At 66.1% G+C, this 22,789-nt stretch carries 17 protein-coding genes, 1 tRNA gene and 2 pseudogenes; 9 read left to right on the forward strand and 11 right to left on the reverse strand.

Annotated elements, in window-relative coordinates:
• Positions 1-204: 204 nt before the first annotated feature.
• Positions 205-2,310: an LssY C-terminal domain-containing protein gene (locus tag C8J30_RS15135; RefSeq protein WP_110806680.1), complete on the forward strand. Its 2,106-nt coding sequence runs from the start codon at positions 205-207 to the stop codon at positions 2,308-2,310.
• Positions 2,311-2,393: 83 nt separating this feature from the next.
• Here the strand turns inward: C8J30_RS15135 and C8J30_RS15140 are convergent, their stop codons facing one another.
• From C8J30_RS15140 to C8J30_RS15165, 5 genes are all read right to left on the reverse strand, one after another.
• Positions 2,394-2,996 carry a cytochrome b/b6 domain-containing protein gene (locus C8J30_RS15140; RefSeq protein ID WP_110806681.1) on the reverse strand — a complete coding sequence of 201 codons (603 nt, stop codon included), beginning with the start codon at positions 2,994-2,996 and terminating at the stop codon, positions 2,394-2,396.
• A gap of 6 nt (positions 2,997-3,002) precedes the next feature.
• Entirely contained in the window at positions 3,003-3,299 is a 297-nt protein-coding gene (locus tag C8J30_RS15145) for a PepSY domain-containing protein (RefSeq protein WP_110806682.1), read from the reverse strand.
• A 320-nt stretch (positions 3,300-3,619) separates the two neighbouring features.
• Positions 3,620-3,934, reverse strand: coding sequence for a TFIIB-type zinc ribbon-containing protein (locus C8J30_RS15155; protein WP_110806684.1), 315 nt, complete (start codon positions 3,932-3,934; stop codon positions 3,620-3,622).
• Positions 3,935-4,138: 204 nt separating this feature from the next.
• Positions 4,139-5,533, reverse strand: coding sequence for a VCBS domain-containing protein (locus C8J30_RS15160; RefSeq protein ID WP_181420907.1), 1,395 nt, complete (start codon positions 5,531-5,533; stop codon positions 4,139-4,141).
• Between the two features lie 355 nt (positions 5,534-5,888).
• Positions 5,889-6,683, reverse strand: coding sequence for an alpha/beta fold hydrolase (locus tag C8J30_RS15165; protein WP_110806686.1), 795 nt, complete (start codon positions 6,681-6,683; stop codon positions 5,889-5,891).
• A gap of 136 nt (positions 6,684-6,819) precedes the next feature.
• On the opposite strand from C8J30_RS15165, the gene C8J30_RS15170 reads away from it, so the two are divergent.
• The 4 genes and pseudogenes from C8J30_RS15170 to C8J30_RS19110 all read left to right on the forward strand — a co-directional run.
• Entirely contained in the window at positions 6,820-7,938 is a 1,119-nt protein-coding gene (locus tag C8J30_RS15170) for a helix-turn-helix transcriptional regulator (protein WP_110806687.1), read from the forward strand.
• 29 nt (positions 7,939-7,967) lie between these two features.
• Positions 7,968-9,086 carry an alpha/beta hydrolase family protein gene (locus tag C8J30_RS15175; RefSeq protein WP_110806688.1) on the forward strand — a complete coding sequence of 373 codons (1,119 nt, stop codon included), beginning with the start codon at positions 7,968-7,970 and terminating at the stop codon, positions 9,084-9,086.
• 135 nt (positions 9,087-9,221) lie between these two features.
• Complete coding sequence (locus C8J30_RS15180; RefSeq protein WP_110806689.1) at positions 9,222-9,839, forward strand: glycosyltransferase; 618 nt, start codon at positions 9,222-9,224, stop codon at positions 9,837-9,839.
• Positions 9,840-10,186: 347 nt separating this feature from the next.
• Positions 10,187-10,475, forward strand: a pseudogene (locus tag C8J30_RS19110) (hypothetical protein); the annotation flags it as partial.
• A 164-nt stretch (positions 10,476-10,639) separates the two neighbouring features.
• Here the strand turns inward: C8J30_RS19110 and C8J30_RS15190 are convergent.
• Together C8J30_RS15190 and C8J30_RS15195 are read right to left on the reverse strand one after the other, a co-directional pair.
• Positions 10,640-14,866, reverse strand: a complete 4,227-nt coding sequence (locus C8J30_RS15190; protein ID WP_220033772.1) for a beta strand repeat-containing protein — start codon at positions 14,864-14,866, stop codon at positions 10,640-10,642.
• Between the two features lie 203 nt (positions 14,867-15,069).
• Positions 15,070-15,726, reverse strand: a pseudogene (locus tag C8J30_RS15195) (calcium-binding protein); the annotation flags it as partial.
• Positions 15,727-16,029: 303 nt separating this feature from the next.
• Between C8J30_RS15195 and C8J30_RS15200 the strand changes: the two are divergent.
• On the forward strand, positions 16,030-16,728 hold the full coding sequence (locus C8J30_RS15200; RefSeq protein ID WP_110806747.1) for a Crp/Fnr family transcriptional regulator: 699 nt from the start codon (positions 16,030-16,032) through the stop codon (positions 16,726-16,728).
• A gap of 171 nt (positions 16,729-16,899) precedes the next feature.
• On the opposite strand, the gene C8J30_RS15205 is transcribed toward C8J30_RS15200, so the two are convergent.
• Positions 16,900-19,278, reverse strand: coding sequence for a methyl-accepting chemotaxis protein (locus tag C8J30_RS15205; RefSeq protein WP_110806692.1), 2,379 nt, complete (start codon positions 19,276-19,278; stop codon positions 16,900-16,902).
• Between the two features lie 204 nt (positions 19,279-19,482).
• Between C8J30_RS15205 and C8J30_RS15210 the strand changes: the two genes are divergently transcribed.
• Entirely contained in the window at positions 19,483-20,703 is a 1,221-nt protein-coding gene (locus C8J30_RS15210) for an NnrS family protein (protein ID WP_110806693.1), read from the forward strand.
• A gap of 37 nt (positions 20,704-20,740) precedes the next feature.
• Here the strand turns inward: C8J30_RS15210 and C8J30_RS15215 are convergent.
• Positions 20,741-20,817: transfer RNA gene (locus tag C8J30_RS15215), tRNA-His, on the reverse strand.
• A 120-nt stretch (positions 20,818-20,937) separates the two neighbouring features.
• Between C8J30_RS15215 and C8J30_RS15220 the strand changes: the two genes are divergently transcribed.
• The gene (locus C8J30_RS15220) at positions 20,938-21,162 is read left to right on the forward strand and encodes a DUF6324 family protein (protein WP_110806748.1); all 225 of its coding nucleotides are present in this window, start codon (positions 20,938-20,940) and stop codon (positions 21,160-21,162) included.
• On the opposite strand, the gene C8J30_RS15225 is transcribed toward C8J30_RS15220, so the two are convergent.
• A complete protein-coding gene (locus C8J30_RS15225) occupies positions 21,159-21,602 on the reverse strand; it encodes an MmcB family DNA repair protein (protein ID WP_110806694.1) in 444 nt (147 codons plus the stop codon). The genes C8J30_RS15220 and C8J30_RS15225 overlap by 4 nt on opposite strands.
• A 67-nt stretch (positions 21,603-21,669) precedes the next feature.
• Here C8J30_RS15225 and C8J30_RS15230 point away from each other — a divergent pair, with 67 nt between their 5' ends.
• Entirely contained in the window at positions 21,670-22,047 is a 378-nt protein-coding gene (locus C8J30_RS15230; protein WP_220033776.1) for a DUF6404 family protein, read from the forward strand.
• 282 nt (positions 22,048-22,329) lie between these two features.
• Here C8J30_RS15230 and C8J30_RS15235 read toward each other — a convergent pair whose 3' ends face one another.
• The gene (locus tag C8J30_RS15235; protein ID WP_110806696.1) at positions 22,330-22,683 is read right to left on the reverse strand and encodes a hypothetical protein; all 354 of its coding nucleotides are present in this window, start codon (positions 22,681-22,683) and stop codon (positions 22,330-22,332) included.
• Positions 22,684-22,789 lie beyond the last annotated feature (106 nt).

Consider the following 22,789-nt stretch of genomic DNA (forward strand, 5'->3'; position numbering starts at 1 on the left):
GTCAATAAGCAGCCGCTTATTTACGCCCTGATAACCGTCAGGAGGGCGGGCTTAACCTTGGCAGGCATCACCCGGCCGCGGCGAGGATGGCCGTGTCTTGCGTCCGACACGTCTCCCCCTTCGCGTCGGGATATGCGACGATAGGCCAAGGCCCGACGTCGCCCGCACGACAAGGGTCCCTCGTTTCGTCGCACCAAGGAGAAAATGACCCTGCCGCTCGACGCCTTCCTGCCTTCCCTTGCCGCGCTGGGGCTCTGGTCCTACTGGGCGCTCGGCCTTGCCGCATTTCTGGAAGCGTTCGTTCCGACCGGCCTTTTCATGCCGGGCACCCTGATCGTCGAGGCAGGGGGCATACTGGTGCAGCAGGGCCTGCTCGATTACCTGGATCTCGTCTGGTTCGTTGCGGCGGGCGCGATCCTCGGCGGCGAGGCAAGCTACGGCCTTGGCCGTCTGGCGCGCAGGATGCTGAGCGCAAGGTGGCAGCCGCCGAAATCCATCGCCTATCGCAAAGCCGCGCGGCTCTTTCAGCGCCACGGCGGCTTCGCCCTGATGCCGGGGCGGTTCCTCGGGCCGCTTTTCGGTCTGGTGACCTTGGTCGCGGCGCTGGCAGGGCTGCCGCGGCGGCGCTTCATGGTCTGGAACATCGTGAGCGCGGTTCTGTATGCGCTCGTCCATTCCGGCGTCGGGGTCCTGGTCGGGGGTGTCGCAAGCCGTCTTGGACCACTCGTCAACCGTGTTGGTCTGGCCATCGTGCTGCTGGTGCTGGCGCTTGTGCTGCTCTGGGGACTGATTGCGCGCATGGTGCGACTTGCGCCCTTCGCGCGGTCGATCCTGCGCTCGGTCGGGGCGGCGATCCGCGACACTCCGGAGGTGCGCGACTGGAGCGGGCGACACCCGCGCCTGTCCCGCTTTGTCGAAGGCCGCTTCGATCGCAACCGGTTTTCGGGGCGGACGGCGACCCTGCTCTGCCTTGCGGCGTTCTATCTGATCTGGGTGTGGCTCGGCTCGGTCTTCGATCTGCTGATGCTTGATCCGATCGTGCAAGCGGACCTGCGGCTGGCCAATCTGATCCACGACGTCTGGTCGCCCGACCTGCTGCGGCTGGCTACCCATGTCACCGCGCTGGGGGATGCCAAGGTCATCGCAACCCTGATCGCCGCCGCAGGGATCCTGACCCTCCTGCGGCGGCGCCCGGATCTGCTTGGCGGACTGGCCGTCGCGGTCTGCGGCAATCTTGCCTCGGTGGCGGCGCTCAAGCGCATCTTCGACCGCCCGCGCCCGGAGCTTGCCTATTTCGTCGAGACCTCGGGTAGCTTCCCCTCGGGACATGCCGCGATTTCGGTGGCGTTCTATGGCTTTGCCGCCTTCATGCTCTGGCGCTTGCGGCTGCTGCGCGCCGTGAGCGCTGCGTTCGGGGCCGCGGTGATCGCGTTTCTGATCGGTGTAAGCCGCATCACGCTGATCGAGCACTACCTGTCAGATGTCATCAACGGTTGGCTGGTGGGGGCCATCTGGCTGGTCATCGGGATCGCCTTTGCCGAATGGTGGCGCGCCGCCCGGACCAGGACGCCCCCAGTGACGCCTCCTGTCACGGCTTCCCTGCGCCGCAGCGGAACGGCGGCCGTCGTCGCGCTCGTACTCATTGCCGTCTGGCAGGTCGCCGATTACGAGAAAGCCCGCAAGATCAGCCCCGGCCCGGTGGGAGACGTGACGTTCACCACGCTCGACAGCCTGATCGCGGCGGGCAATCTGCCTGCGCAAACGGCCTCGCTGGGCGGGGCACCGCTCGAACCGATCAACGTGATCGTTCTTGCCGCGGATGAGGCGGAGCTTGCCGATGCGCTGACGGGGGCGGGGTGGCATCCGGCGCAACCGCCGGATCTGGTGTCGCTGCTGCGTGCCGCAGTGGCCGTCTGGACGAATTCCGCCGATCCTGTGGCGCCGGTCACCCCGTATTTCTGGCGCAATACGCCGAACGATCTGGCCTTTCAGAAACCGACCGCCGAAGCGACGCTGCGACACCGTCATCACGTTCGGTTCTGGCGCACCGAATTCGTCACCGAGACCGGGCAGCGGCTCTTCGTGGGTGCGGCAAGTTTTGACGATGGCCTCGACTGGAATCTGCTGCATCATATCGCGCCCGACATCGATGCAGAACGCGCGACGCTGGTGGCAGACCTGCGCGCGCAAGGCGCCGCAAGCCGCGTGACGGCCCAGCGGCTCACGCAACCGCGTCTGGGTCGGTCCGTGGCGGGCGATCCGTGGTTCACCGACGGCCAGGCAGCGGTGATCACCCTGTCCCGGCAATAGACATTCCCCCCGAAAACGCAAAGCGCCCGCCAGATCTTCTCCGGCGGGCGCCTCCGACGTCATGGTATCCGAGAGGACGTAACTCAGCCGATATCTTCGGGGCCAGCGGGACGCTTGAGCCCCGTCACCATCGCACGTGCAAGATTTTCGCGGTGCCGCACGGAGGCCAGCGCCACGCCCCCGACATGCAGGACCACCAGCAGCAGCATCAGGTTCGCCAGAGCTTCATGAACCTCCTTGATCGCGCCTTCTCCGCCGCCATCGCCCCGCTCGCCAGCTTCGTCATCGTCCGCATAGGCAGGCGTCACGATCGAGGGCAGCATCGATTGTCGCTGCGGTTCGGCCATCATCCAGCCCGTCCATGCGGTCCCGGCCATTGACGCAAGCAAGACGACGATCATCGCGGCCCCGGCGGGGTTATGCCCAAGATGACGCCGCTCGCGATGCGCGAGCATATCCTTCAGATAGGCCAGCACCGCCCCGGGGCCGCGCACGAATTGCGCAAACCGCGCATAATGCGTTCCGGTAAAGCCCCAGACCACGCGCACCGCAACCAGAGCGGCGGCGGTGTAGCCCAGGAACTCATGCACCGGCTGCACCTCTTCGGCGGTCAACCAGGCCAGCGCGAAACAGGCTGCAAGTCCCCAATGAAACACCCGGACAACCGGATCCCAGACACGAACCATTCCCTCTCACTCCTCTTGCTTTTGCGAACGAGAGCGGCTGCGCCGTTCGTCGTTCCTGTTCGTTTCGATGATGGCGAGCGTCGCGGGATCGAGCGTCACGCTCAGATCCCGGCCCATGCGATCGTGGGCGCCAAGCGCGTAGCAACCGTCCTCGACCTGAAGCCACTCCACCTGCCAGCCCGCCGCCTGCGCGCGGGCCTCGATTGCCGCGATCGGCTGCCACGTGATCATCGGCGCGGCGCAGTCTTCCGCCGCGCAGACGTTCTCGCCAAGGACCGTCAGCACCATTGCCTTCTTGATCATTGCTACCCGCTTTTCACCTACTGATGCGGCTCGACTTGCGGCATCAGACTTACGGCAACCTGAAGGGACACAAGAATTTCTGTCAGTTCGGGTTCAGCATTGGGACATGCGGTGACCGGGAAAATCGCGAGCGTCGGGCCGCTGCGTCGCAGGGCACGGTGCGGGCGCAGAGGACTCGGATCCATTCCAAGGCCGACGTTTCGGGACCCTGACCGGTGCGGCGCCGGCAAGGGCGATGGCTCATCCCGCGGCAAGAGAGACGGCCAGCCTTACCCCGCAAGTCAGCCTCGCGGGGCGCCAACCTCTTTTGGCATCGGCCTTCAAAAATCGAACAGATTGCTCAGAAGACCCTCACGCCGGCCACGATACGCATTGGACGCATGCTCACCGTGGTGGGGATCGCGCCCGTGGCTATCGTGATTGTCGTGTCCATGGCCCGAAGAATGACGACGCAGGCCGTCTTGATCATGGCCAGAGGAGGGGGCAAATCCCGGCGCCACCGTTGCCACACGTTCGATGATCTTCTCCAGCTCGCCACGATCGAGCCAGACGCCACGGCACTTGGGGCAATAGTCGATCTCGACGCCGCTACGTTCCGTCATGAGCAGGGTTTCATTGTCGATCGGACATTTCATTCGCAGGAGACTCCGCTGTTTGCGCGATACGCGCCGCCGCCGAAGCAAGTCAGCCGCAGGTCTGAAACCGCCAGCCTCCGCCTTTTCAGGACGACGCGCGTCAAGAAATGTTCTAGCTGCATTGACCTTGCAGCTGCCTGACGCGGATCCGCGAATGCGTCTGCCAGGGCGATGGCAGAGAGGGCCCGGCCCGATCGGGCAATCTCAGAACAGGAAGTCCGCAGCCGTCAGGCTGGACATGCTCACGCCTTCAAGGGTGATCGTCTGGTCTCCGAAGGCCAGGAGCGTGCTTCCGCCCGTTTCCGTCATGTGATGGGCGACGAGATCGGCAAAATCGTGCGCGCCCGTCACCCGGGACAGATTGATCACTTCGCGCGCGGCCGAAGGGTCGAAGTCGGTGATCGTGTCGTGGCCAAAATGTCCCGAAAAGACAAAGGTGTCGCCGCCCGCGCCCCCGGTGAGCGTGTCGTTTCCGCCGCCGCCGTTGATCCGGTCGAAACCTCCAAGCCCGAAGATCTGCTCGGCGGCCTTCGTCCCGGTGAGACGGTCGGACGCCTCTGTCCCGACGATCAGTCGATCTGCCGCCCCTGAAACGGCGATGGTGATCGTCGAGGTCGTGCCGTCGACCGACTGCACGGTCAAGAGGTCCTGAACAATCTGCCCCTGGGCCAGACTTTGCACCGCCAAGCCGCGATTGTTCAGCGCATAGGACCAAAGCCCGTCGGCATCGATCGTCAGGTTTCCATAAAGTCCCGCCATCGTTTCCGCGACGAAGGCCGATTGCCCGTGATCCGCATCGCTGACACTTGCCTGCCCGGAGGCCGTGAGGACCGAATCTTCGCTGACGGCCCCTGCGAGCACGCCCGCGACCTGCGCCGCGTCGTTGGTGCCCGTCACCGTGATCAGACCGGAGGTCGCCGTCACCGATGTGCCATCCGTCACGCCATAGTCGATGCGCAGTGTCAGCTGCTCTCCGGCGGCAAGCGCGTCGAATGCGCCCGCGTTGCCGTCCACGGTAAAGCTGTGGCTCAGGGGGTCGAAGCTCACCCCCTCGGGCAATGCCGACAGCCCCGTGACCGCCAGCGCCGCGCCCTCCGGATCATGGGCGTTCGCCAGCGCATCGATCGTCACCAGACCCGCCCCCTCCGTCACCGAAATCGCCAGATCCCCCGAGACGACGGGCGCGCTGTCCTGCGGCACCAGCCAAAGGTCCGTGTCGGTGAACTGCAGATGCTCGACGTTGACCGCCAGTGTCCGCCCGCCGTTCACCAGATCATCGACCTGCAACCAGCCGCCCGCGATCTGCACGATGTGAAAGCTCGAAATCGCCCCGGCAAACTGGATCGTGTCGACCCCCGCGCCGCCATCAATGCCGGTGGCGGGCGTTCTCATCACCCCGTTCGAGGCGCTGCCGTCGATGAGGATCGTATCGTTGCCATCCCCCGCATCGATCTGGTTCGTGCCCGCGCCACCATCGAGCGTGTCATCTCCCGCAAGCCCGACCAGCCGGTCATTCCCCGCGTAACCGCGGATGAAATCGTTGCCCGAAGTTCCGGTCAGCAAGTCATTTCCGGCGGTGCCGTCAATCAGCGTGGGCATGCGCATTTCCTTTGCTGCCGTGAATGGGGGGCTGTGTTCACTCGCATCTTGCCGCAGGACTTGCGGCTCGCAACCGCCAATTCCCGGCTTCGCCTTGGCCGATCGTGCAAATAACCCCCCGATCTACGGGGGACACGCCCGAATAAGCAGGCGCTTAGATGTTCCGTGAGTGCATTCGGTGGACCGGCTCGAGGATGCCATGCTCCGATCCCTAGGGGCAGAGTTTGCAGATGTATTCGTTTGGTGTGCGACGGCGCGTCTTCGATCATCCGGGTCATTCCCGCGACGTGATCCTTGGGCCGGGTTTGGTTTCTGGCTCCGGTAACGTTTGACGAGCTCGACATCCGGACGCTTCTCACTCCGCGCTTTCGGCCCGGCGATCCTGTCGGCTGACCGCCCTGATCGCGGCCGAGACCTGATCGGGGGCTGTGGTCTGGATGTAATGGCCGCTCGCGACCGGGATCAGCCGCGCGTGGCTGAAGCCCGCCGCAAAGGCCCGGGCATGGTCGGCCCAGACGGCACGCCAGCGCGGGTCCTCGCCCAGACCGGCCTTTTCGGCCAAAAGGATCGTCAGCGGAATGTCGCGCAGGGCGCCAAGGTCGCGCAGCGCCGCCTCGGTCTCGGGGACGCCGTCGAGTTCGATCCGCTCGACCTCCGACAGCGTCAGGCGCAGCAGCGGCGGGATCTCGCAGCCGTGCAGATGCGCGGCCTTGCAGCGCGCGGTGAACCCGGGCAGGCGCGGATCGACAAGGACGATGCCCTTCACCGCCTCGGGATGGGTGCGGGCGAAGTCGAGCACGTAAAGCGCGCCGATCGAATGGCCGACAAGGATATAGGGCGGCCCTGCCTGCGCCTTGGCAAGCGCCTGGCCAAGCTGGGCCGTCACCTCTGCGCCGGTGCGGCGGCCGTCAGCATCGCCGGGCCAGGATTGACCCGCGACAAGATCGGCGCCGAACCCGTATCCCGCCCGCGTCCAGGCAAAGCGGCCAAGGCCGGGGGGCGTGTCGACGCCACTCCAGACCGACGCGGTATCGCCCAGCCCCGCTTCGAAGATCACGGTCGGACCGGCGGCGCGGGTGACCTCTGGCGCGGGCGCAGCGCAAGCCGTCAGAAGGGGCACAAGAAGGGCGGCGCGAAAAAGGGGGGTCATGGGGCCTCCGGGCTGGATGTGCCGCAATCCTTGGCGAGTTCTTGTGCGGCGGGCGACCGATCCAAAGGGGCCGGACGCCGGGCCGCGCTTGCGCCCGATCCGACTTCCCCGCATTCTGCCCTGAAGCGGGGGGCGGATGACGGGAATTTTCGCGGGAATGGCGGCGATGGCCGCGCTGGCGATCTGGCTGCGGGGGCGTGGCGCAGATCCGCGGCTGGCCCCGGCGGTGGCCTGTCTTGCGCTCTTTGCGCTCGGGCTGGCGGCGCTGCTGGCGCTTGACGGCAGCGCTTGGGAGGACTGGCAGGTGCTGGTTCTGCCGCCGCTGCCGGTCCTGCTGGCCCAACATGTCCGCAGTCTGGCGGGGCCCGCCCGCTGGCCGCGGATCGAGGCGGCGCTGGCGACCAGCGGCCTTCTGTGCCTGCCCTTCCTGTTGATGCCCACCGAGGTCCGCGCCGCCCTCGAGGCCGGTCTTCTGCCGACGATCTCGCCGCTGTGGCTGCTGGTGGCGCTGGCCGGGGTCGGACTGTTCTGGCTGGCGCTCTGCCTTGGAACGGCGCTGGCCGGGATCGGCATCCTGCGCGCGCTGAAACGCCACGCAAAGGCGCTGGCGCAGATCATCGCTGCGCCGCCGACGCCCCGGCTCAGTGGCGTTGCCCTGCTGGGCACCTTCCTTGCCGCGCTGTTCGCGATCCAGCTTCTGGACCTTCTGTCCCTTGGCCGGGTGCTGATCGGGCCTCTCTCGGACCTGTTCCTGTTCGCTTTGATCCTCGGGACGGCGCTGCACGGGCTGACCTTGCGGATGCACTGGCCCGACTGGGCCGATGCCGTGATTGCCGCCACCGAGACCCCGCCCGCCCTGCCAAGCTACGCCCGGTCGGGGCTAGATGCCGAAGCGATGGCGCAGCTTCTGGGGCGGATCGACGCGGCGATGCGGCGCGACAGCCTGTGGCGCGCCCCCGGCCTCTCGCTCGCCGATCTGGCCGAGGCCGCCCGCGCCAAGCCCTTCTACGTCAGTCAGGCGCTCAATCAGGGACGGGCCGAAAGCTTTTACGACTACGTCAACGGCTGGCGGGTGCGCGAGGCGCAGGAGCTGTTGCGCGCGACCGATCACACCGTGCTCGACATCGCCCATGCCACCGGGTTCAACGCCAAATCCACCTTCAACGCAGCCTTCTTGAAGCGCACGGGCATGACCCCCAGCCGCTGGCGGGCGTCCGGCCCCATCGGCCCGGTCGCCGGGGGCGTGCAAAGCTGAGAGATCCGGGGAAAACCCCGGAGGCTCCCATGACCCGTCGTTCTTTTCTGGCTCTGCTGACCGTCTTGCCCCTGATGGCCTGCCTGCGGTCGCAAGATCCCGGATCCCGCCCCTATCCGCACCGCGCGCTGCGGGTACCGGGGCCTGCGGGACCGCTTGCCGCGGAACTGGTGCTGCCCGAAGGCCCGGGCCCGTTCCCCGCTATCCTTTTGCTGGCGGGCTCCGGGCCGCAAGACCGCGACGAGCATGTGGCGGGACATCGGCCCTTCCTCGTGCTCTCGGATGCGCTGGCGCGGGCGGGGATCGCAAGCCTGCGCTATGACAAGCGCGGGGTCGGCGGCAGCGCGGGCGATTTCGCCACCGCCACGATCATGGATTTTGCTCGCGATGCCGGGGCGGCTTTCGACGCTTTGGCGGCACAGCCCGAGATCGACCCCACGCGCATCGCGATCCTTGGCCATTCCGAGGGCGGGCTGACCGCGCCCCTTGCTGCGCGCGGGCGCAAGGTGGCGGCGCTGGTGCTTCTGGCCGGTCCCGCGGTGCCGATGGAGCAGGTGCTGCGCCATCAGACCCGCAGCATCGCCGCCCTGCAAGGCGCCTCGGCCGAGCAGATCGCCGCGCTTGATGGCGCCTTGGAGGCAAGCTTTGCCGCCTTGCGCGCGGCGCCCGACCTTGCGGCGGCGCACCCGGGGTTGGAGGCGGCCCTTGCCCCGCTGCCCCCGGAGGTGCGCCAGACCTATGCCGCCACGCTTGCCACGCCCTGGGGGTTCGATGCCGCGCGTCATGATCCGCGGACCCTGATCGGCGCTTTTCAAGGGCCCGTTCTGGCGCTTTACGGTGGCAGCGACACCCAGGTCGATGCCGCAGAGAGCGCCGCAGCCTTGCGCAATCTGTTCCGGGAAAGAGGGGTGCAAGTCGAGGTCATGGCGGGCCTGAACCATTTGTTCCAACCGGACCCGACCGGCGATCCCCAAAATTACGCTCGCAACCCGATCACCCTTGCCCCCGAAGTCCCTGCCCGGATCCTCGCGTTTCTGACATGCGATGCCCGCTTCCAGATCGTGCCGTCAGACTTGCGCCTGCCTCGTTCGCAAAGATGCCTCGGACCGCACCCTTCTGTATCGCCGTCAGGATGGTCGAGCCAATGAACGCGTGCGCTTCTTCTCCCCTGCCCGCGATGCCGCTTTCGCCTCGGACCGGTTCCGCATCCCGGCCCCTCGGCGCGAAGCGGTCGGAACCCGGGTCCGCGCGTGACCGCGGCCGGGCCTCAAGAGGGGGCTCGGATGAACATCGCAATCGAACGCAAACTGGTGACACCTGCTTCGGGGGGTGGCGAGGGGCTCTTGCCGGGTGTTGCGGTGGTGTCCGTCGTGGTGCCGTTGCGCGACGAAGAGCCAAACCCCGCCGAACTCGTCGCAGGCATTTGCGCGGCGATGCAACGGGTTTGCGCGCATGAGATCGTGCTTGTCGACGATGCATCTACCGACGGCACACGCCGCCATGCCCTCGCCCTTGCCGAGATCCTCGTTGCGCAGATGCACAGCAACAACCGCTTCTGTCAGATTTTCGCCCTGTTCATCAGTGCCCGACGTCATGTTGCTTCAGACAGCAGGGCAGCATCGCACGCCTCACGCTGCGACACGGTCAGCGGCCGCTTCGGCAGCAAGCGCCGGGATGACCAACCGGCGGCTGAGGGCTGCGCACCCGTGACAATCGGCGACCTCCAAAAGGACAGGCCCGACAAGGGAAAACCCAGGCAGCAGCGATGGGTGCGGGGCGGCACCGATGCCACACCCTCTCGGTCGGCTTGCGCTCGGCCTTCCACCGCCACCTCGCAGCCTGTTACCGGCCTTGCGACCGCGATATCTCTTTCAGTTCTCGAACAACACGAAACCCCGTAAAATTTTCCGTTGTCGTTTCGCGTGGCCACTCGCGGCACGCACGGCGCACGCTGTCCATGGCGTAGCTGTAAGCACCGCCTTTTGCGACCCGACGACAGGAGCCTTGTGATCTTGCCTCGCGCAGCTAGGCGCTGCCCGTAGGCAGCCCCAAATGATGGTCCGACCAGCACGACAGGGAGACATCGCTGCACATCAGCGCAGGTGTGCAGCAAAGTATTCTTTGACGCACAGCGCGATCTTTGGGAAAGCGTCCCTTCGCATCAAAGGGCCAAAGACCGCGCAATGGCAGCATTCCTCTGATCTCGGGCCTGTCGCCGGGAGGCTGACAAACACCCGGCGACAGGGCCTGCACGGCTGCCAAGGCGCGCAACGAAACCCTGCGCGCCACGCGTTGCTACGATCGGGCATGTCTCGAAAGCGGTGGACCGGATACCACACCCGCCGTCGCGTGAAGGCCAAGATGCCCTCGCCGGTTCGCGCGAACCGGTGGCGCTGAACCTGCTTGACCTGAAGGCTTTCGGCGAGCGCATCGCCGCGAGGGATCCTGATCGCCAAACCGCCGAAATCGACATCCGGGTCGCCCTCATCAATCGCTCCAACGCGCTCGGCACTGCCAAGGTCGTCCGCCCGGCCTGAACCTGAACGGGACAGGGAAAATCACGCTTCAGGCAGCCTTTGTGCGGCAACGCCACGAGAGTCCCCCTGATTCTCCGACCTGGCCCGGTCTGACGTGGCTCTCTCTGGCCGCGGCGGACGATGCCGCGTCGCGCGGTCATTCAGCGGGGTGATCTCGCATCGGGTCAAATCACCGTGAAATCCGCCGCCGTCATGGCCAATCCGATGTTCAGCACCGCGACAAGCATGCGGTGACCCGCCCCTGTCCCGTCGGCATCAAAGTAGAGGCGGCCCGTGTCGGTCTCGTAGATCACCCGGTCCTGGGCATCCATGGCCAGACCGCTGGCGTTCGCGGCGAAGGCACTGGCGGCAAGGACGCCCGTCGACAAACCGGTGAAGACGGCATTCTCGAGGCGGATGGTGTCATCGACCGCCGAGAAATCGGTGATGCGGTCCACATTGGTGGCAGAGAGGGCCGTGTTGAACACGAAGGTATCGTGCCCCGCGCCCCCCGCCATCGTGTCCGCCCCCGCGCCGCCGTTCAGCGTGTTCGCCGCGCCGTTGCCCGCCAGCCGGTTCGCAAGGCTGTTGCCACTGCCGTTGATCGCGGCCGTCCCGGTCAGCACCAGGTTTTCGAGGTTCGCCGCAAGCGTCAGGCTGACCGAACTGCGCACCATGTCGGTGCCTGCGTTCGCCGCCTCGGTGATCGTGTCGCCCCCCTCGGTCACATAGGTGTCGTCGCCACGCCCCCCCGCCAGCGTGTCCGCGCCGCCACCACCGCTCAGCGTGTTCGCCGCGCTGTTGCCAAGCAGCCGGTTCGCAAGACTGTTGCCGCTGCCGTTGATCACGGCCGTCCCGGTCAGCACCAGGTTTTCGAGGTTCCTGCCCAGCGTCAGGCTGACCGAACTGCGCACCGTGTCGGTGCCTGCGTTCGCCGCCTCGGTGATCGTGTCGCCCCCCTCGGTCAGATAGGTGTCGTCGCCAACACCACCCGACAGCGTATCGGCCCCCGCACCGCCGGTCAGCGTATCGGCACCTTCGTCGCCAATCAGGGTATTTGCCGCACCATTGCCGGTCAGGCTGTTGGCCAGCATGTTGCCGGTGCCACTGAGCGCCGAGGCCCCGGTCAGCACCAGGTTTTCAAGGTTCGCCCCCAGCGCCAGGCTGACCGAGCTGCGCACCGTGTCGGTGCCCGCGCTTGCCGCCTCCGTGATCGTGTCGTCGCCATCCGTAACATAGGTGTCGTCGTCAGCACCGCCGGTCAGCGTATCGGCGCCGGTACCGCCGTCAAGCAGATCATTCCCCGCGCCACCGTCCAGACTGTCGTAGCCCTCGAGCCCGACCAGCGTGTCATTTCCGCCAAGGCCGAGGACCGTATCGGCAAAATTTGTGCCCAGGAGCCGCTCGTCGCCGCCGGTTCCAACGATATCGCCCGTCTCACCGTCCGCAGTTCCCGGCAGACCCAGCGAAATGTCCCAGATCGTGCCATCGTCGAACACGACGCGCTCCACCAAAGACGCCAGTATGATCGTGCCGTCGAGGGCAAACTGCGCCTGCTGGACGGCAACGGTGACGGGGGCGCCCGCAACATCGGCAACCTGCAAAAGCACGTTCTGTCCGTCGATCTTGAAACGGGCATGGGCCGGATCGATGCCCGTCAGACGAAGCGTATCCGTGCCCGCGCCGCCGCCGCTGATGATCAGGTCGGCCCCCGCAAGGCCGGGCGACGCGGCGGAAATGACAAAGACATCATCCCCCGCCCCGCCATCGAGACAGTCGACGCCATCCCCGCCGCTCAACGTGTCAGCGCCGTCGCCGCCGTAAAGGGCGTCGTCCCCGCCATTGCCCGCCAAGGTGTCATGGCCGGCGCCGCCAAAGATCGTCTCGGCCGCATTGGCCCCAAGGAAAGTGTCATCGCCCGCAAGAAGCTGGAATTGCGCCAAGTCGGTATAGGTCTGCACCCCGGTCAGGGTGAACATGTCACCGAGGTCGCTGCCCAAAACATCGTTATAGGCGCTCAGAACCTCGATGCTGGCGGCCTCATCCAGCATCAGCCATGTGATCTCATGCCCGAACATGCCGGGGAACTGGGCGATCTGCATCGTGTCACGCCCGTCACCGCCGCGCAGCGTGTCGGCGCCATAGGGCTGGGTGAACAGATCGTCGCCCCCACCGCCGTCAAGCCAGTCGCCACCTGCGCCGCTGCTCAGCGAATCGTTGCCCGCCCCGCCAGACAGGGTCGAGCCGCCCGAGTCGCCACCGATGAGCCAGTCGTCCCCCGCGCCGCCCTCCAGCGTATCCTTGCCCGCACCGCCTTCCAGCGAATCTCCAAAGGCAGAGCCGGTCAGCGTGTCATCCCCGTTGCCACCGAACAGCGTAACCGCGCCCGTGGCGGCAGCGCCGTCCAGCATATCCGCCGCTGCGGTCCCCTCGATCCACTCGATTTCGGTGAACGACCCGGAAGAGCCCGCCCCCAGATGCCAACTGCCCGCCTCGGCGCCCTCAAGGATCACCGTCACCCCGTCTTCGGAGGTCGCAAAACGCAGCCTGTCGATATCGGAGCCGCCTTCGCCCCCGATCAGGGTATCCGTGCCGTCGCCACTGCCGATCAGGAACAGATCGGCCCCGTCACCGCCCTGCACGCTGTCGTCGCCCGCCCCGCCTTCAAGCGTGTCATCTCCCGCATCGCCCGACAGCATGTCATTGCCCGACAAGGCCACAAGCGAGTCATTGCCCTCGCCCGCCGCAAGCCAATCATCGCCCCTGTCGCCCTGCAGCGTGTCGTTGCCGCCATCGCCCTGCAGATATTCATTGCCGGGATCGGCGCCAATGAACAGGCTGCCGCCATAAAGGAAGTCGTTGCCATCGCCGCCGCGCAGCGTGTCGTTGCCCGACCCGCCACAAAGCACGTCGTCGCCCGCGTTCCCCTCGAGCGTGTCCGCAGCGCTGCCGCCGTTGATCGTGTCGTTGCCTTCCCCCCCCTCGAGCCAGATCGCCCCGGCCGTTCCCGAGGCGTCGAGCAGATCAGCGGCATTTGAGCCCGCAATCCGCTCGATCTCGTTGAAGCTGCCCGCACCCAGCCCCGTCCCAAAGCTCCATACCCCCGCGCCGAAGCCGTCGAAGCTGAGGCTCACCCCGGCCGAGGCCGAGGCAAAGGTGATCTTGTCGGTGTCGGTGCCGGTTTCCCCGCCAAGGATCGTGTCGGTGCCCGCGCCAGAGCCGATCTCGAACAGATCGGCATCGCTCCCGCCCGAAAGGCTGTCGTTGCCCGCACCGCCCGCCAGCGTGTCGCCGCCGGTGTCGCCGCTCAGCGTGTCGTCGCCCCCGCCGCCAGACAGCAGGTCATTCCCCGCCCCGCCGGCAAAGTCGTCGTTGCCGGCGTCGCCGAGGGTGGTGTCGCTGCCCGATCCGAGGATCACATGTTCGAAGCCGAAAAGCGAGGCATCGCCCTGCGCCGACTGGAAACTGGTTCCCCGCAGATGCAGGGACGTATCACCGATCAAGATGTCCGCCGTCAGAGCGCTGGCGTCGAGCGTGTCGCCATGGCGTTCGTCCCCGCCTCCCCCATCCACGATGGCCGTTCCGACGCCGCCCGCAAACAGCACGATCAGATCGTCGCCCGCGCCCCCGGCAAAGATGTCACGGCCCGCTTCCCCCATCAGAAGGTCGTCGCCAGCCCCCGCGTCGAGGCGATCGTTGCCCGCGCCCCCCGCCAGCGTGTCGTCACCTGCGCCAGCGTCCAGACTGTCGTTGCCGTCATCGCCCCAAATTTCGTCGTTGCCCTCATCGCCCGAAAGCGTGTCATTGTCGGCGCCGCCAGACAGCGTATCATCGCCAAGACCGCCATCGATCTGATCCGCCCCGGCATCGCCAAGCGCACTGTCTGCACCTGTCCCGGCAAAGATCGTGTCATCGCCCGCACCGCCCGAAAACACGTTGCGGCCCTCGGTGTCCTTCAGCAGGTCGTTGCCATCGCCGCCCGACAGCGTGTCATCGCCACTGCTCTCGTCCAGCACGTCGTCGCCCCAACTGCCGACAAGGCTGTCATTGCCCAGGCCGCCCAGAAGCGTGTCTTTGCCATCGCTTCCGTCAAGCGTATCGTCGCCCTCATCGCCGTAGAGCAGATCGTCGTTCTGCCCGCCATCAAGCAGGTCATTGCCCGACCCGCCATAAAGCGTGTCGTTATCGCCACCGCCATAAAGACCGTCGCTGCCGCCCAGCCCGAAGATGAGGTCATCGCCCCAGTCGCCCGACAGATTGTTCGTATAGGCGCTGCCGGGCACGGTGCCTTCCGCATCAAAGCCGATCAGCGTGTCGTTGTACCTGGACCCTACAAAGCCGTCGATTCCCGACAGGACAAGCGTCATGTCCCCGGTGCCGGAAACGCTCTGGGTCCGCAGATCGACCAGCAAGGCTTCGGGCTGCGAGATGATGGAGACGATATCCAGTCCGGCATCGCCGCGAATGACGATCGTCGCGCCATCAAGACCGGTCCGGGTGATCGTGAACCTGTCGTTGCCGTTGCCGCCGATGAGGGTATCCGACCCCGACCAAACCTCGATGGCGTCATCTCCGTCGCCGCCATCGACCAGATCGTTGCCATCCCCCCATTCATGTCGTCATGATGTGACCCGCCATAGAGGCTGTCGTTGACATCCGTGCCGAGAATGCTGTCACGGCCGTCCCCGCCATAGCCGATGTGGGCATTGATGATCCTGTCGTCGCCTGCGCCGCCATAAAGGGTGTCGTCCGTGCCGTCCCCCTCGATGGAGTCGGTGCCATCGCCGCCATCCAGCAGATCGGCGCTTCCCGTACCGCCATAAAGCGAGTCTTGCCCCGCACCGCCGTAAAGACTGTTGTTGCCCGCTCTGGCCCAGAGAACATCGTCACCGTCCTCGCCGTAAAGGACGTCGCTGCCCTCGCCGCCATCGAGCGTGTCATTGCCCGCACCGCCATAAGCCGTGTCGTTGCCAAGCTCGCCCGCCAGATCATCGGCGCCCTCGCCTCCATCGAGCCGATCGTTGCCCACGCCCCCCAAAAGCGTGTCATTGCCCGCATCGCCGTAAAGGCTGTCGTTCGAGGGGTCATCGCCGCCCAGCAGGCTGTCGTTGCCGCCGTTGCCGTGGATCAGGTCAGGCCCGCCGCCGCCATTGATCGTGTCATCCCCCTCGCCTCCCGACAGCGTTTCGGGGAAGATCGTGCCCGTGATCGTGACCGGGGGAACATAGGGATCAACGATGATGATGATGGGATCGGAGGCGATGTCGACCATGGGAACACTCCGGCGAATTGCGTCAACTTGCGAGACCCTGCGGCATCGGCAAGGCAAGGCCGAAGACGGCACGGCAAATATTCAGAACTATCGTTTTGTTCTGCGCCCGCGGTGCCCAAGGCGTCAACTCGGCGCCTCTGCGGCGTGGTGCCACGGGGAAGATCTGGCAGACGTATCCGGGGGAGGAAGGATGGATCGGCGCCTGACAGGCGCGGGCCGCATCGGGCAGGCCGCCTGTGCGCCACCTCCGGCTTTCGCTTCAGACGCCGCCATGCGATACCGCACTCAAGGAGAATGCTGCTGATGACCCCCGATGCCGACCGGATCGCCCGGAAATCCCTGCTGCTGGGCAATGTGCCGAAACCGGCACAGGATCTGATCCTCGCCAGCGCGCGCGACCGCGCCTTTGACCGCGGGGCGACCATCTTCCTGCAGGGCGAAGAGGCAAGCGCGGTCTATGTGGTGATCGAAGGCTGGGTGAAGCTCTACCGCGTCGCGCCGAATGGCTCCGAGGCGGTGGTGAGCGTCTTCACCCGGGGTGACAGTTTCGGCGAGGCGGTGGCCTTTACCGGCGGCAGCTATCCGGTCTCGGCCGAGGCCGCGACCGATGTCATGCTCGTCCGGATCGAAACCGCCGAAATGCTGCGGCTGATCGAGCGGCAACCGGGTCTGGCCGTCTCGCTTCTGGCAGCCACCTTCGCGCATCTGCATCGCCTTGTGGGCCAGATCGAGCAGTTGAAGGCGCGTTCGGGGGCGCAGCGCGTGGCCGAGTTCCTGCTTGAACATGTGAACGAAGAGCGCGGTCCCTGCGCCGTCGTTCTGCCCTATGACAAGGTGCTGATCGCCGGACGTCTGGGCATGAAGCCGGAAAGCCTCAGCCGCGCCTTTGCCCGGTTGCGCGAAAAGGGCGTGCAGGTGCGTCAGTCGGTGGCGGAGATCGAAGACGTCGCGGCGCTGCGCGATTATGTCGAGGAAGACCCGGGCCTGTCCTGGTCACGCTAGACCGGCACCGGACAAGGTCTGGGGTCTTCGAGGCGGCTTCTGGCCCTTGCCGACCGCGGGGAACGCCCGCAAACCACATCGAAAAGGCGCGCGACCGTCGGGAAGGCTTTCGCATCAGGCGCCCAGATCTTGTTGCTTTCCGCTTGCGCCTTCGCTCTGCAGCCTTGCCCCTCAGGCCGATTTGCGTTCCGCCTCGGCGGTTTCTTCCCAGCCGGTGAATTGCGCGATCAGCTTGCCAAGATCGGCCACCGCCGCCGCAAGCGAGGTTGTGGCCGCCGTCGTCTCCTCGAACATCGCGGCATTTTCCTGTGTCGCCGTATCGAGCTGCCCCAGCGCCTTGGTCACTTCGGAAATGCCCTGCTCCTGTTCGCTGGCGCTGGAGGCAATCTCGCTCACCCGCCCCGAAATATCGGAAACGGCGCCGGAGATGTTTTCCAGCGCTGTCCCGCAGTCGCGCACCAGCGCGACCCCCTCGCGCACCTGGGCCCCGCTGTCGGCGATCAAGGACCCGATCTGCGCGGCCGAGTCGGCGGCACGCTGGGCCAGCGCCCGCACCTCCGAGGCGACGACGGCAAAACCGCGGCCGGCTTCCCCCGCGCGGGCGGCCTCGACCCCGGCATTCAGCGCCAGAAGGTTGGTCTGGAAGGCGATATCGTCGATCACACTGATGATGCGGCTGATCGCCTCTGACGAGGCCTCGATGCGCTGCATCGCCTCGACCGCCGCGCGCATGGTCTGCTGCGAGCGCTCTGCCCGGTCGCAGGCATCATGGGCCAGCGCGCGCACGCGATTGATGCCGGAGTTGGTCTGCCCGACCGCGGTCAGCATCTCGTGCATCGTCGAAGAGGTTTCATCGAGAGCCGCGGCCGAGGATTCGGTCCGCCGCGACAGGTTCACGGCGGCATTTGCGATTTCGTCACTGTCGGTGCGGATCGATTGCGCCGCGGTCGAAATCTCGGTCACGATCTGGCGCAGGCTCTTGGCGGCGGCGTTGAAATCCATCCGCAGCCCCTTGTAGGTCTCGCCGAAGAACGTGTCGATCGAGACGTCCAGCCGTCCATCGGCAAGCGCCCGCAGCGAATTGCTGAGCGCCTGCACCACATCCATCAATGCCGCATCGGCGCGGGCCCGTTCGGCATCGATCTCGGCACGCCGGGCATCCTCGGCCAGACGCTGGGCCTCCTCGGCCTCCCGGGCACGTTCCTGTTCAAGACGCTCGCGCGCCGCCTCCTGCACCAGAAGCTCGCGTTCCCGCGCAGCATTGGCCGTTCGCTCGGCGGCAAGGCGTGCATCGGTCTCACGCGCCGACAGCAGCGCTTGACGGAACCGTTCCAGCGCCCGCGCCATCCGGCCGACTTCGTCCAGACGGTCGCGGTGCGGAACCTCGTGATCAAGCTGCCCCTGTCCGACCTCGTTCATCGCCAGCGTGAGCCGGGTCAAGGGCTGGCTGATCGAGCGCGACAGCGGCACCGCCAGAGCGGCGGCAACCGCAATCACCAGGACAGCAATCGCCCCGAAAGCCATCGTCATCTTCGTCAGCGCCGCCAGCATTTCGGTCGAACTCTGGCTGGTAAGCAGCGCCCATCGGGTGCCAAGGAACGTCATCGGGCGATAATTGATGTAGCGATCCCCCGCGGCATCGCTCAGTCGCATCACCCCCGACTCACCCGCCAGCGCCGCGCGCAAGGCCGCGTTGTCCTCGCGCGTTTTCAGAATGTCGTCTTGCGCGGTCGACAAGAGATCAGAGCGCAAGAGCCGATCGGCGCCCACCAGATAGGCCGATTTGCCGTCACTGCCGTCGGTGACGCTTTGCACCGCGGCATTCATCGCCGCGATCGGCAGTTGAATGGCGATCACACCCAGACGCTTGCCATCCTCGGTCAGCACCGGCGCCGCAATGAAGGCGGCCGGGGCATCGGCGCTGGGGGCATAGGGGGCGAAATCGCGAAAGGCCGCGCCGTCCGCGGGCAGGGCCATCGCATCGCGAAACACCTCGGCCAGACCGGTGTCCTTCCAGTCCCCGGTCAGCACGTTCGAGGCAAAGTCCCGCTCCTTGAACACGGTGTAGACGACGTCGCCCGCCGGATCGATCAGGAAGATATCGTAAAAACCCCGCTCGGAGAGGCGCTTGGCCAGTCCCGGATGCAGATCGGCATGCAGCGCGTCATAGGGGCTGTGATCGCCCGCAGACATCAGACGGTTCTTTTCGCCCAGCGGGTTCGGGTTCTTGTCGATATAGGTTCCCTGCAAGCTCGCGCGGGCATCCGGCATGGCCTGATAGACCGCGGTCATCGCACTGAGCGCGCGCTGGATCGCATGGTCGCGCGACATCGAGATCAGATCCGCCTTCGTGCCGTCCAGAAGCAGACCCAGCGCCTGCTCCGGACCGCGGGCGAGCGTGTCGAGGTTGGTCTTCGCACTCTCGATCAGCGTCTGGCGTGTGATGACATAGGCAGGCACGGCAAGGAACATTCCCGCAAGCAGCGCGACGATCATCATGATCATTGGCAGGCGCCGGGACAGGTCCAGCGCATTCATCTTGGAAAACATGCGGCGGCTTTCGGAACAAAACAGAACGACAGGTCCGCAAGTCTACGCGCGCAAGATTAACAGAAGCCAAAACCACACGCAAAGCGTGCAAGGCTGATCTTGCAGGTCCGACTCCGCCCGGCCACAGTGGCCACCTTGACTTTCATCAAGGGGTCGCAGGCACTTTCCCACAAGGATCGGAGCACGCTCGCGAAAGGACCTGCCATGACCGCCCTCACCCGTCTCTTCTCTGAAGGGTTTCGTATCTTTTTCCTGCTCGCGGGGCTCTGGGGAGCGCTGGCGATGCTGATCTGGGGGCTGTGGCTTGCGGTGCATGCGTTCGGCGGCATGATGGACCTGCCCGCCGACCTGCCGCCGCAGTGGTGGCATGGGCATGAGATGATCTTCGGCTTCGGCTCTGCCGCGGCGGCGGGGTTCCTGCTGACGGCCGTGCCGAACTGGACCGGCGCCGCCTCGGCCGGGCCGCGGTTCCTGATCGCGGCGGCGGCGCTTTGGCTGGCCGGGCGGATCGGCCTGTGGCTTTGGGGGATCGTCCCCGGACCGCTGGCGGCCGCGCTCGCGCTCGCGTTCCTGCCGCTGCTTGCAGCGCGGATCTGGGCCATGCTGCGGCAGGCGCCGAAACCGGCCAACCTGATGGTTCTGGCGCTGGTCGGGCTGATCTGGCTGGCCGAGGCACGGGTGATGCTCGATGCGCTTGGCTGGCCGCTGGGCGAAGCCGTCGCGGGGCTGCACGGGGCGCTGGCGGCGCTGATCGCGCTGATCGTCATCGTCGGCGGGCGCATCACCCCCGCCTTCACCCGCAATGTGCTGGCGCGCAAGGCCATGCTGGCGGGGGCGGCCCCCGATCTTGGCAAGGCCGGAGCCCCCGGCCTGCCGGTCAGCTTACCGCAGGCCGATCGCGTGGCGATCGGGGCGGCCATCACCGCCGCCGTGGCGATCACGCTCGGCCTGCCGGACGCGCTGATCGGCGCGGCGGAACTGACCCTTGGCACCGCGCAACTGCTGCGCATCGCGCGCTGGCGCGGCTGGTCGGTGCGGTCGGAACCAATCCTCGTCGTGCTGCACGGGGCGATGGCTCTGGTCGGTGTCGGCGCCCTGCTGCAAGGCTTGGCCGCCTTCGGCATCGGCTCGGAGATCGGCGCGATGCATTTCTCGGCCGTGGGCGGGGTTGGCACGATGGTGATGGGGGTGATGAGTCGGGCCACGCTGGGCCACACCGGACGCCCGCTCGTCGCGCCCTTCCCCGTCGCGCTGGCCTATGCGCTGATCCCGGTGGCGGCGCTGCTGCGCTGGATCGCGGCGGCCGGGCCGCTGGCGCTTTACTACCCGGGCACGATCCTGGCCGCGACGCTCTGGGCCTTCGCCTTCGTGCTGTTCCTGATCGCCCTTGCCCCGGCGCTGCTGGGGCCACGCGCAAGATCCTGAGGACATTGCGAACCGCGCACATCGATGATGGGGGAGATGGTACCGCCTCCCCGGCTCGAACGGGGGACCTCTGGATCCACAATCCAGCGCTCTAACCAACTGAGCTAAGGCGGCACTGAGGGGGCATTTAGCGGGCGGGGCGGGGGAATGCAAGAGGGGAAAATCGGGTCCCGCACAGCCGATGCTTGCCCCGTCGCCGCAGTTTGGCTAGGCACGGGCAAAATGGAGGCTCCGATGGGCATCAACGACGAAAACGACCTGGCTGGCGACCTGCAGATCGGCCCCACCGATCAGGGCATGGTGCGAATCTTCGTGACGGGCGACGGCTTCGAACTGCCCTTCGATTTCGACCCCGAAGAAGCCGAGGAAATCGCCCGCGAGCTGATGGATGCGGCCGAGGTCGCGCGCGCCATCGCCGACGGCGGCGCGAAGGGCGGCAAGCCGAAGGGCAAGCGCTAGGCCAGAAAGCCGGCGCCCGGATCGCCCCGCCCCGCCAGCCGCAAGGCCGCGGTGCGGGCGAATCCCTGCGTCACAAGCTTGCGCCGCGCGGGGGCCAGTTTCGCCTCGGGACCATGACGCAGGATCTCGGCGCCGAAGCGATCGGCCAAGATCAAGCCGGTCTCTTCGGGCAGGATCTCGACCGGAAAATCGGTGTCGACAGCCCAGAAGAATCGGTCGCCATAATCCAGATAGCCCTGCCACTTCCGGTCCGAGGTGAAATCGGCGCGCGAAGATTTGCATTCGACAATCCAGATTTCACCCTTGCGACCGAGCGCCATCACGTCTACCCGCAGACCCGGACGGGGCATGACCTCGGTCAGACAGGCAAAGCCGTGATCCATCAGGCACCGGCTCACGCCGCGCGCCAGAAGTTGACCGGGGGAAAGATCATTCGCCATGCGGGAAATATGAACGAAGCATGAACATCTGTCGAGAGGGTTGACGCGCAAGTCCTCGATTGCAAACATGCTTTCCAGAACCATCAAAGGTTGCACCATGGAAGACTACCAACGCCGACTCGCCGCCGCCCGGGCAGAACTCGAAGCACTTGGATTGCGCGGACTGCCGCATCCGATTCAGGACAGGGTGATGCGGCTCTTCGGTGGCGAGGCGCGGCCCTGGCCCTATCTGCCGCTCGGCGTGCGGATGAGCGCCTATGCGATTCCCTATGCCTTCATCTGGACCGCGGCGAATTTCTTCCTGCGCTGGAAAGACCGCCCGATCGAGCCGGGCGAGGCCGTCGTCTCGACGGTGATGACGGTGGCGCTGTTTTCGATGCTGATGCTGGGCTATGAACTGCGGCGCTGGCAGTCGGTGAAGCTGAGCCGTTGGGAAGATCTCTGACCGCCCTTGCCGCGGTCTCTTCCTGCCCCTATCTTGCGTCTTGGCGGTTACTGCTCTTCGCGTGAACGGGGCCTTTTTCCAGTGGCCGATAACCATTCCTGAGGGAGCCGGCTCTGCTTTGGCCCTGGCCTCTGTATCTGGCACCCACCTGACTTGTCAGGCTCTCGGGAAATTTCGCCCCCACGGTCGCTGCGGTTTCCGCCACCTCACGACAGCCCGAAATCGAAAACCCCCCGCTTTTCAGCGAGGGGATTTTCGTCTTCCGGAGGCCTTCGAGAAAACTTAGCGCAGGGTGCGGCCGAGCTGGCGGCGGGCACGGCTTTCGCTGCGCACGGGAACCGGGATGGCGATCAGCTCGGCGGCCATGTCATGGCTCGGGATCGCATCGCGCTTGCCGCCACCGGGCGGCGTCTGATCCTCGGCCATGTTCATCACGGCGATGGCGAATTGCACGCCCGCAAAGACCACGGTGTTGAAGACGAAAAGCAGGGTCACGGCGATATAGCCAATGTCGGAACTGAAGATCAGATGCCGCAGATGCGCGACATCAAAGCCCAGCAGCAAACCGACGAACAGGGCAGAGAGCCCCGCCCCGAAGAGCACGTTGCGAATGTAGAGGCGCACGAGTTCCGGCATGACGATTCCTCCGTCGTTGGAATCATTCTAGCGCAGTCTGCGCGAATTCAAACCGCAAATTTGCCGTTTTGCCGCAGTTCCGTCACAAAATATTGGTGAAGGCGTC

This window comes from Rhodobacter viridis, from assembly GCF_003217355.1.
Lineage (GTDB): Bacteria > Pseudomonadota > Alphaproteobacteria > Rhodobacterales > Rhodobacteraceae > Rhodobacter > Rhodobacter viridis.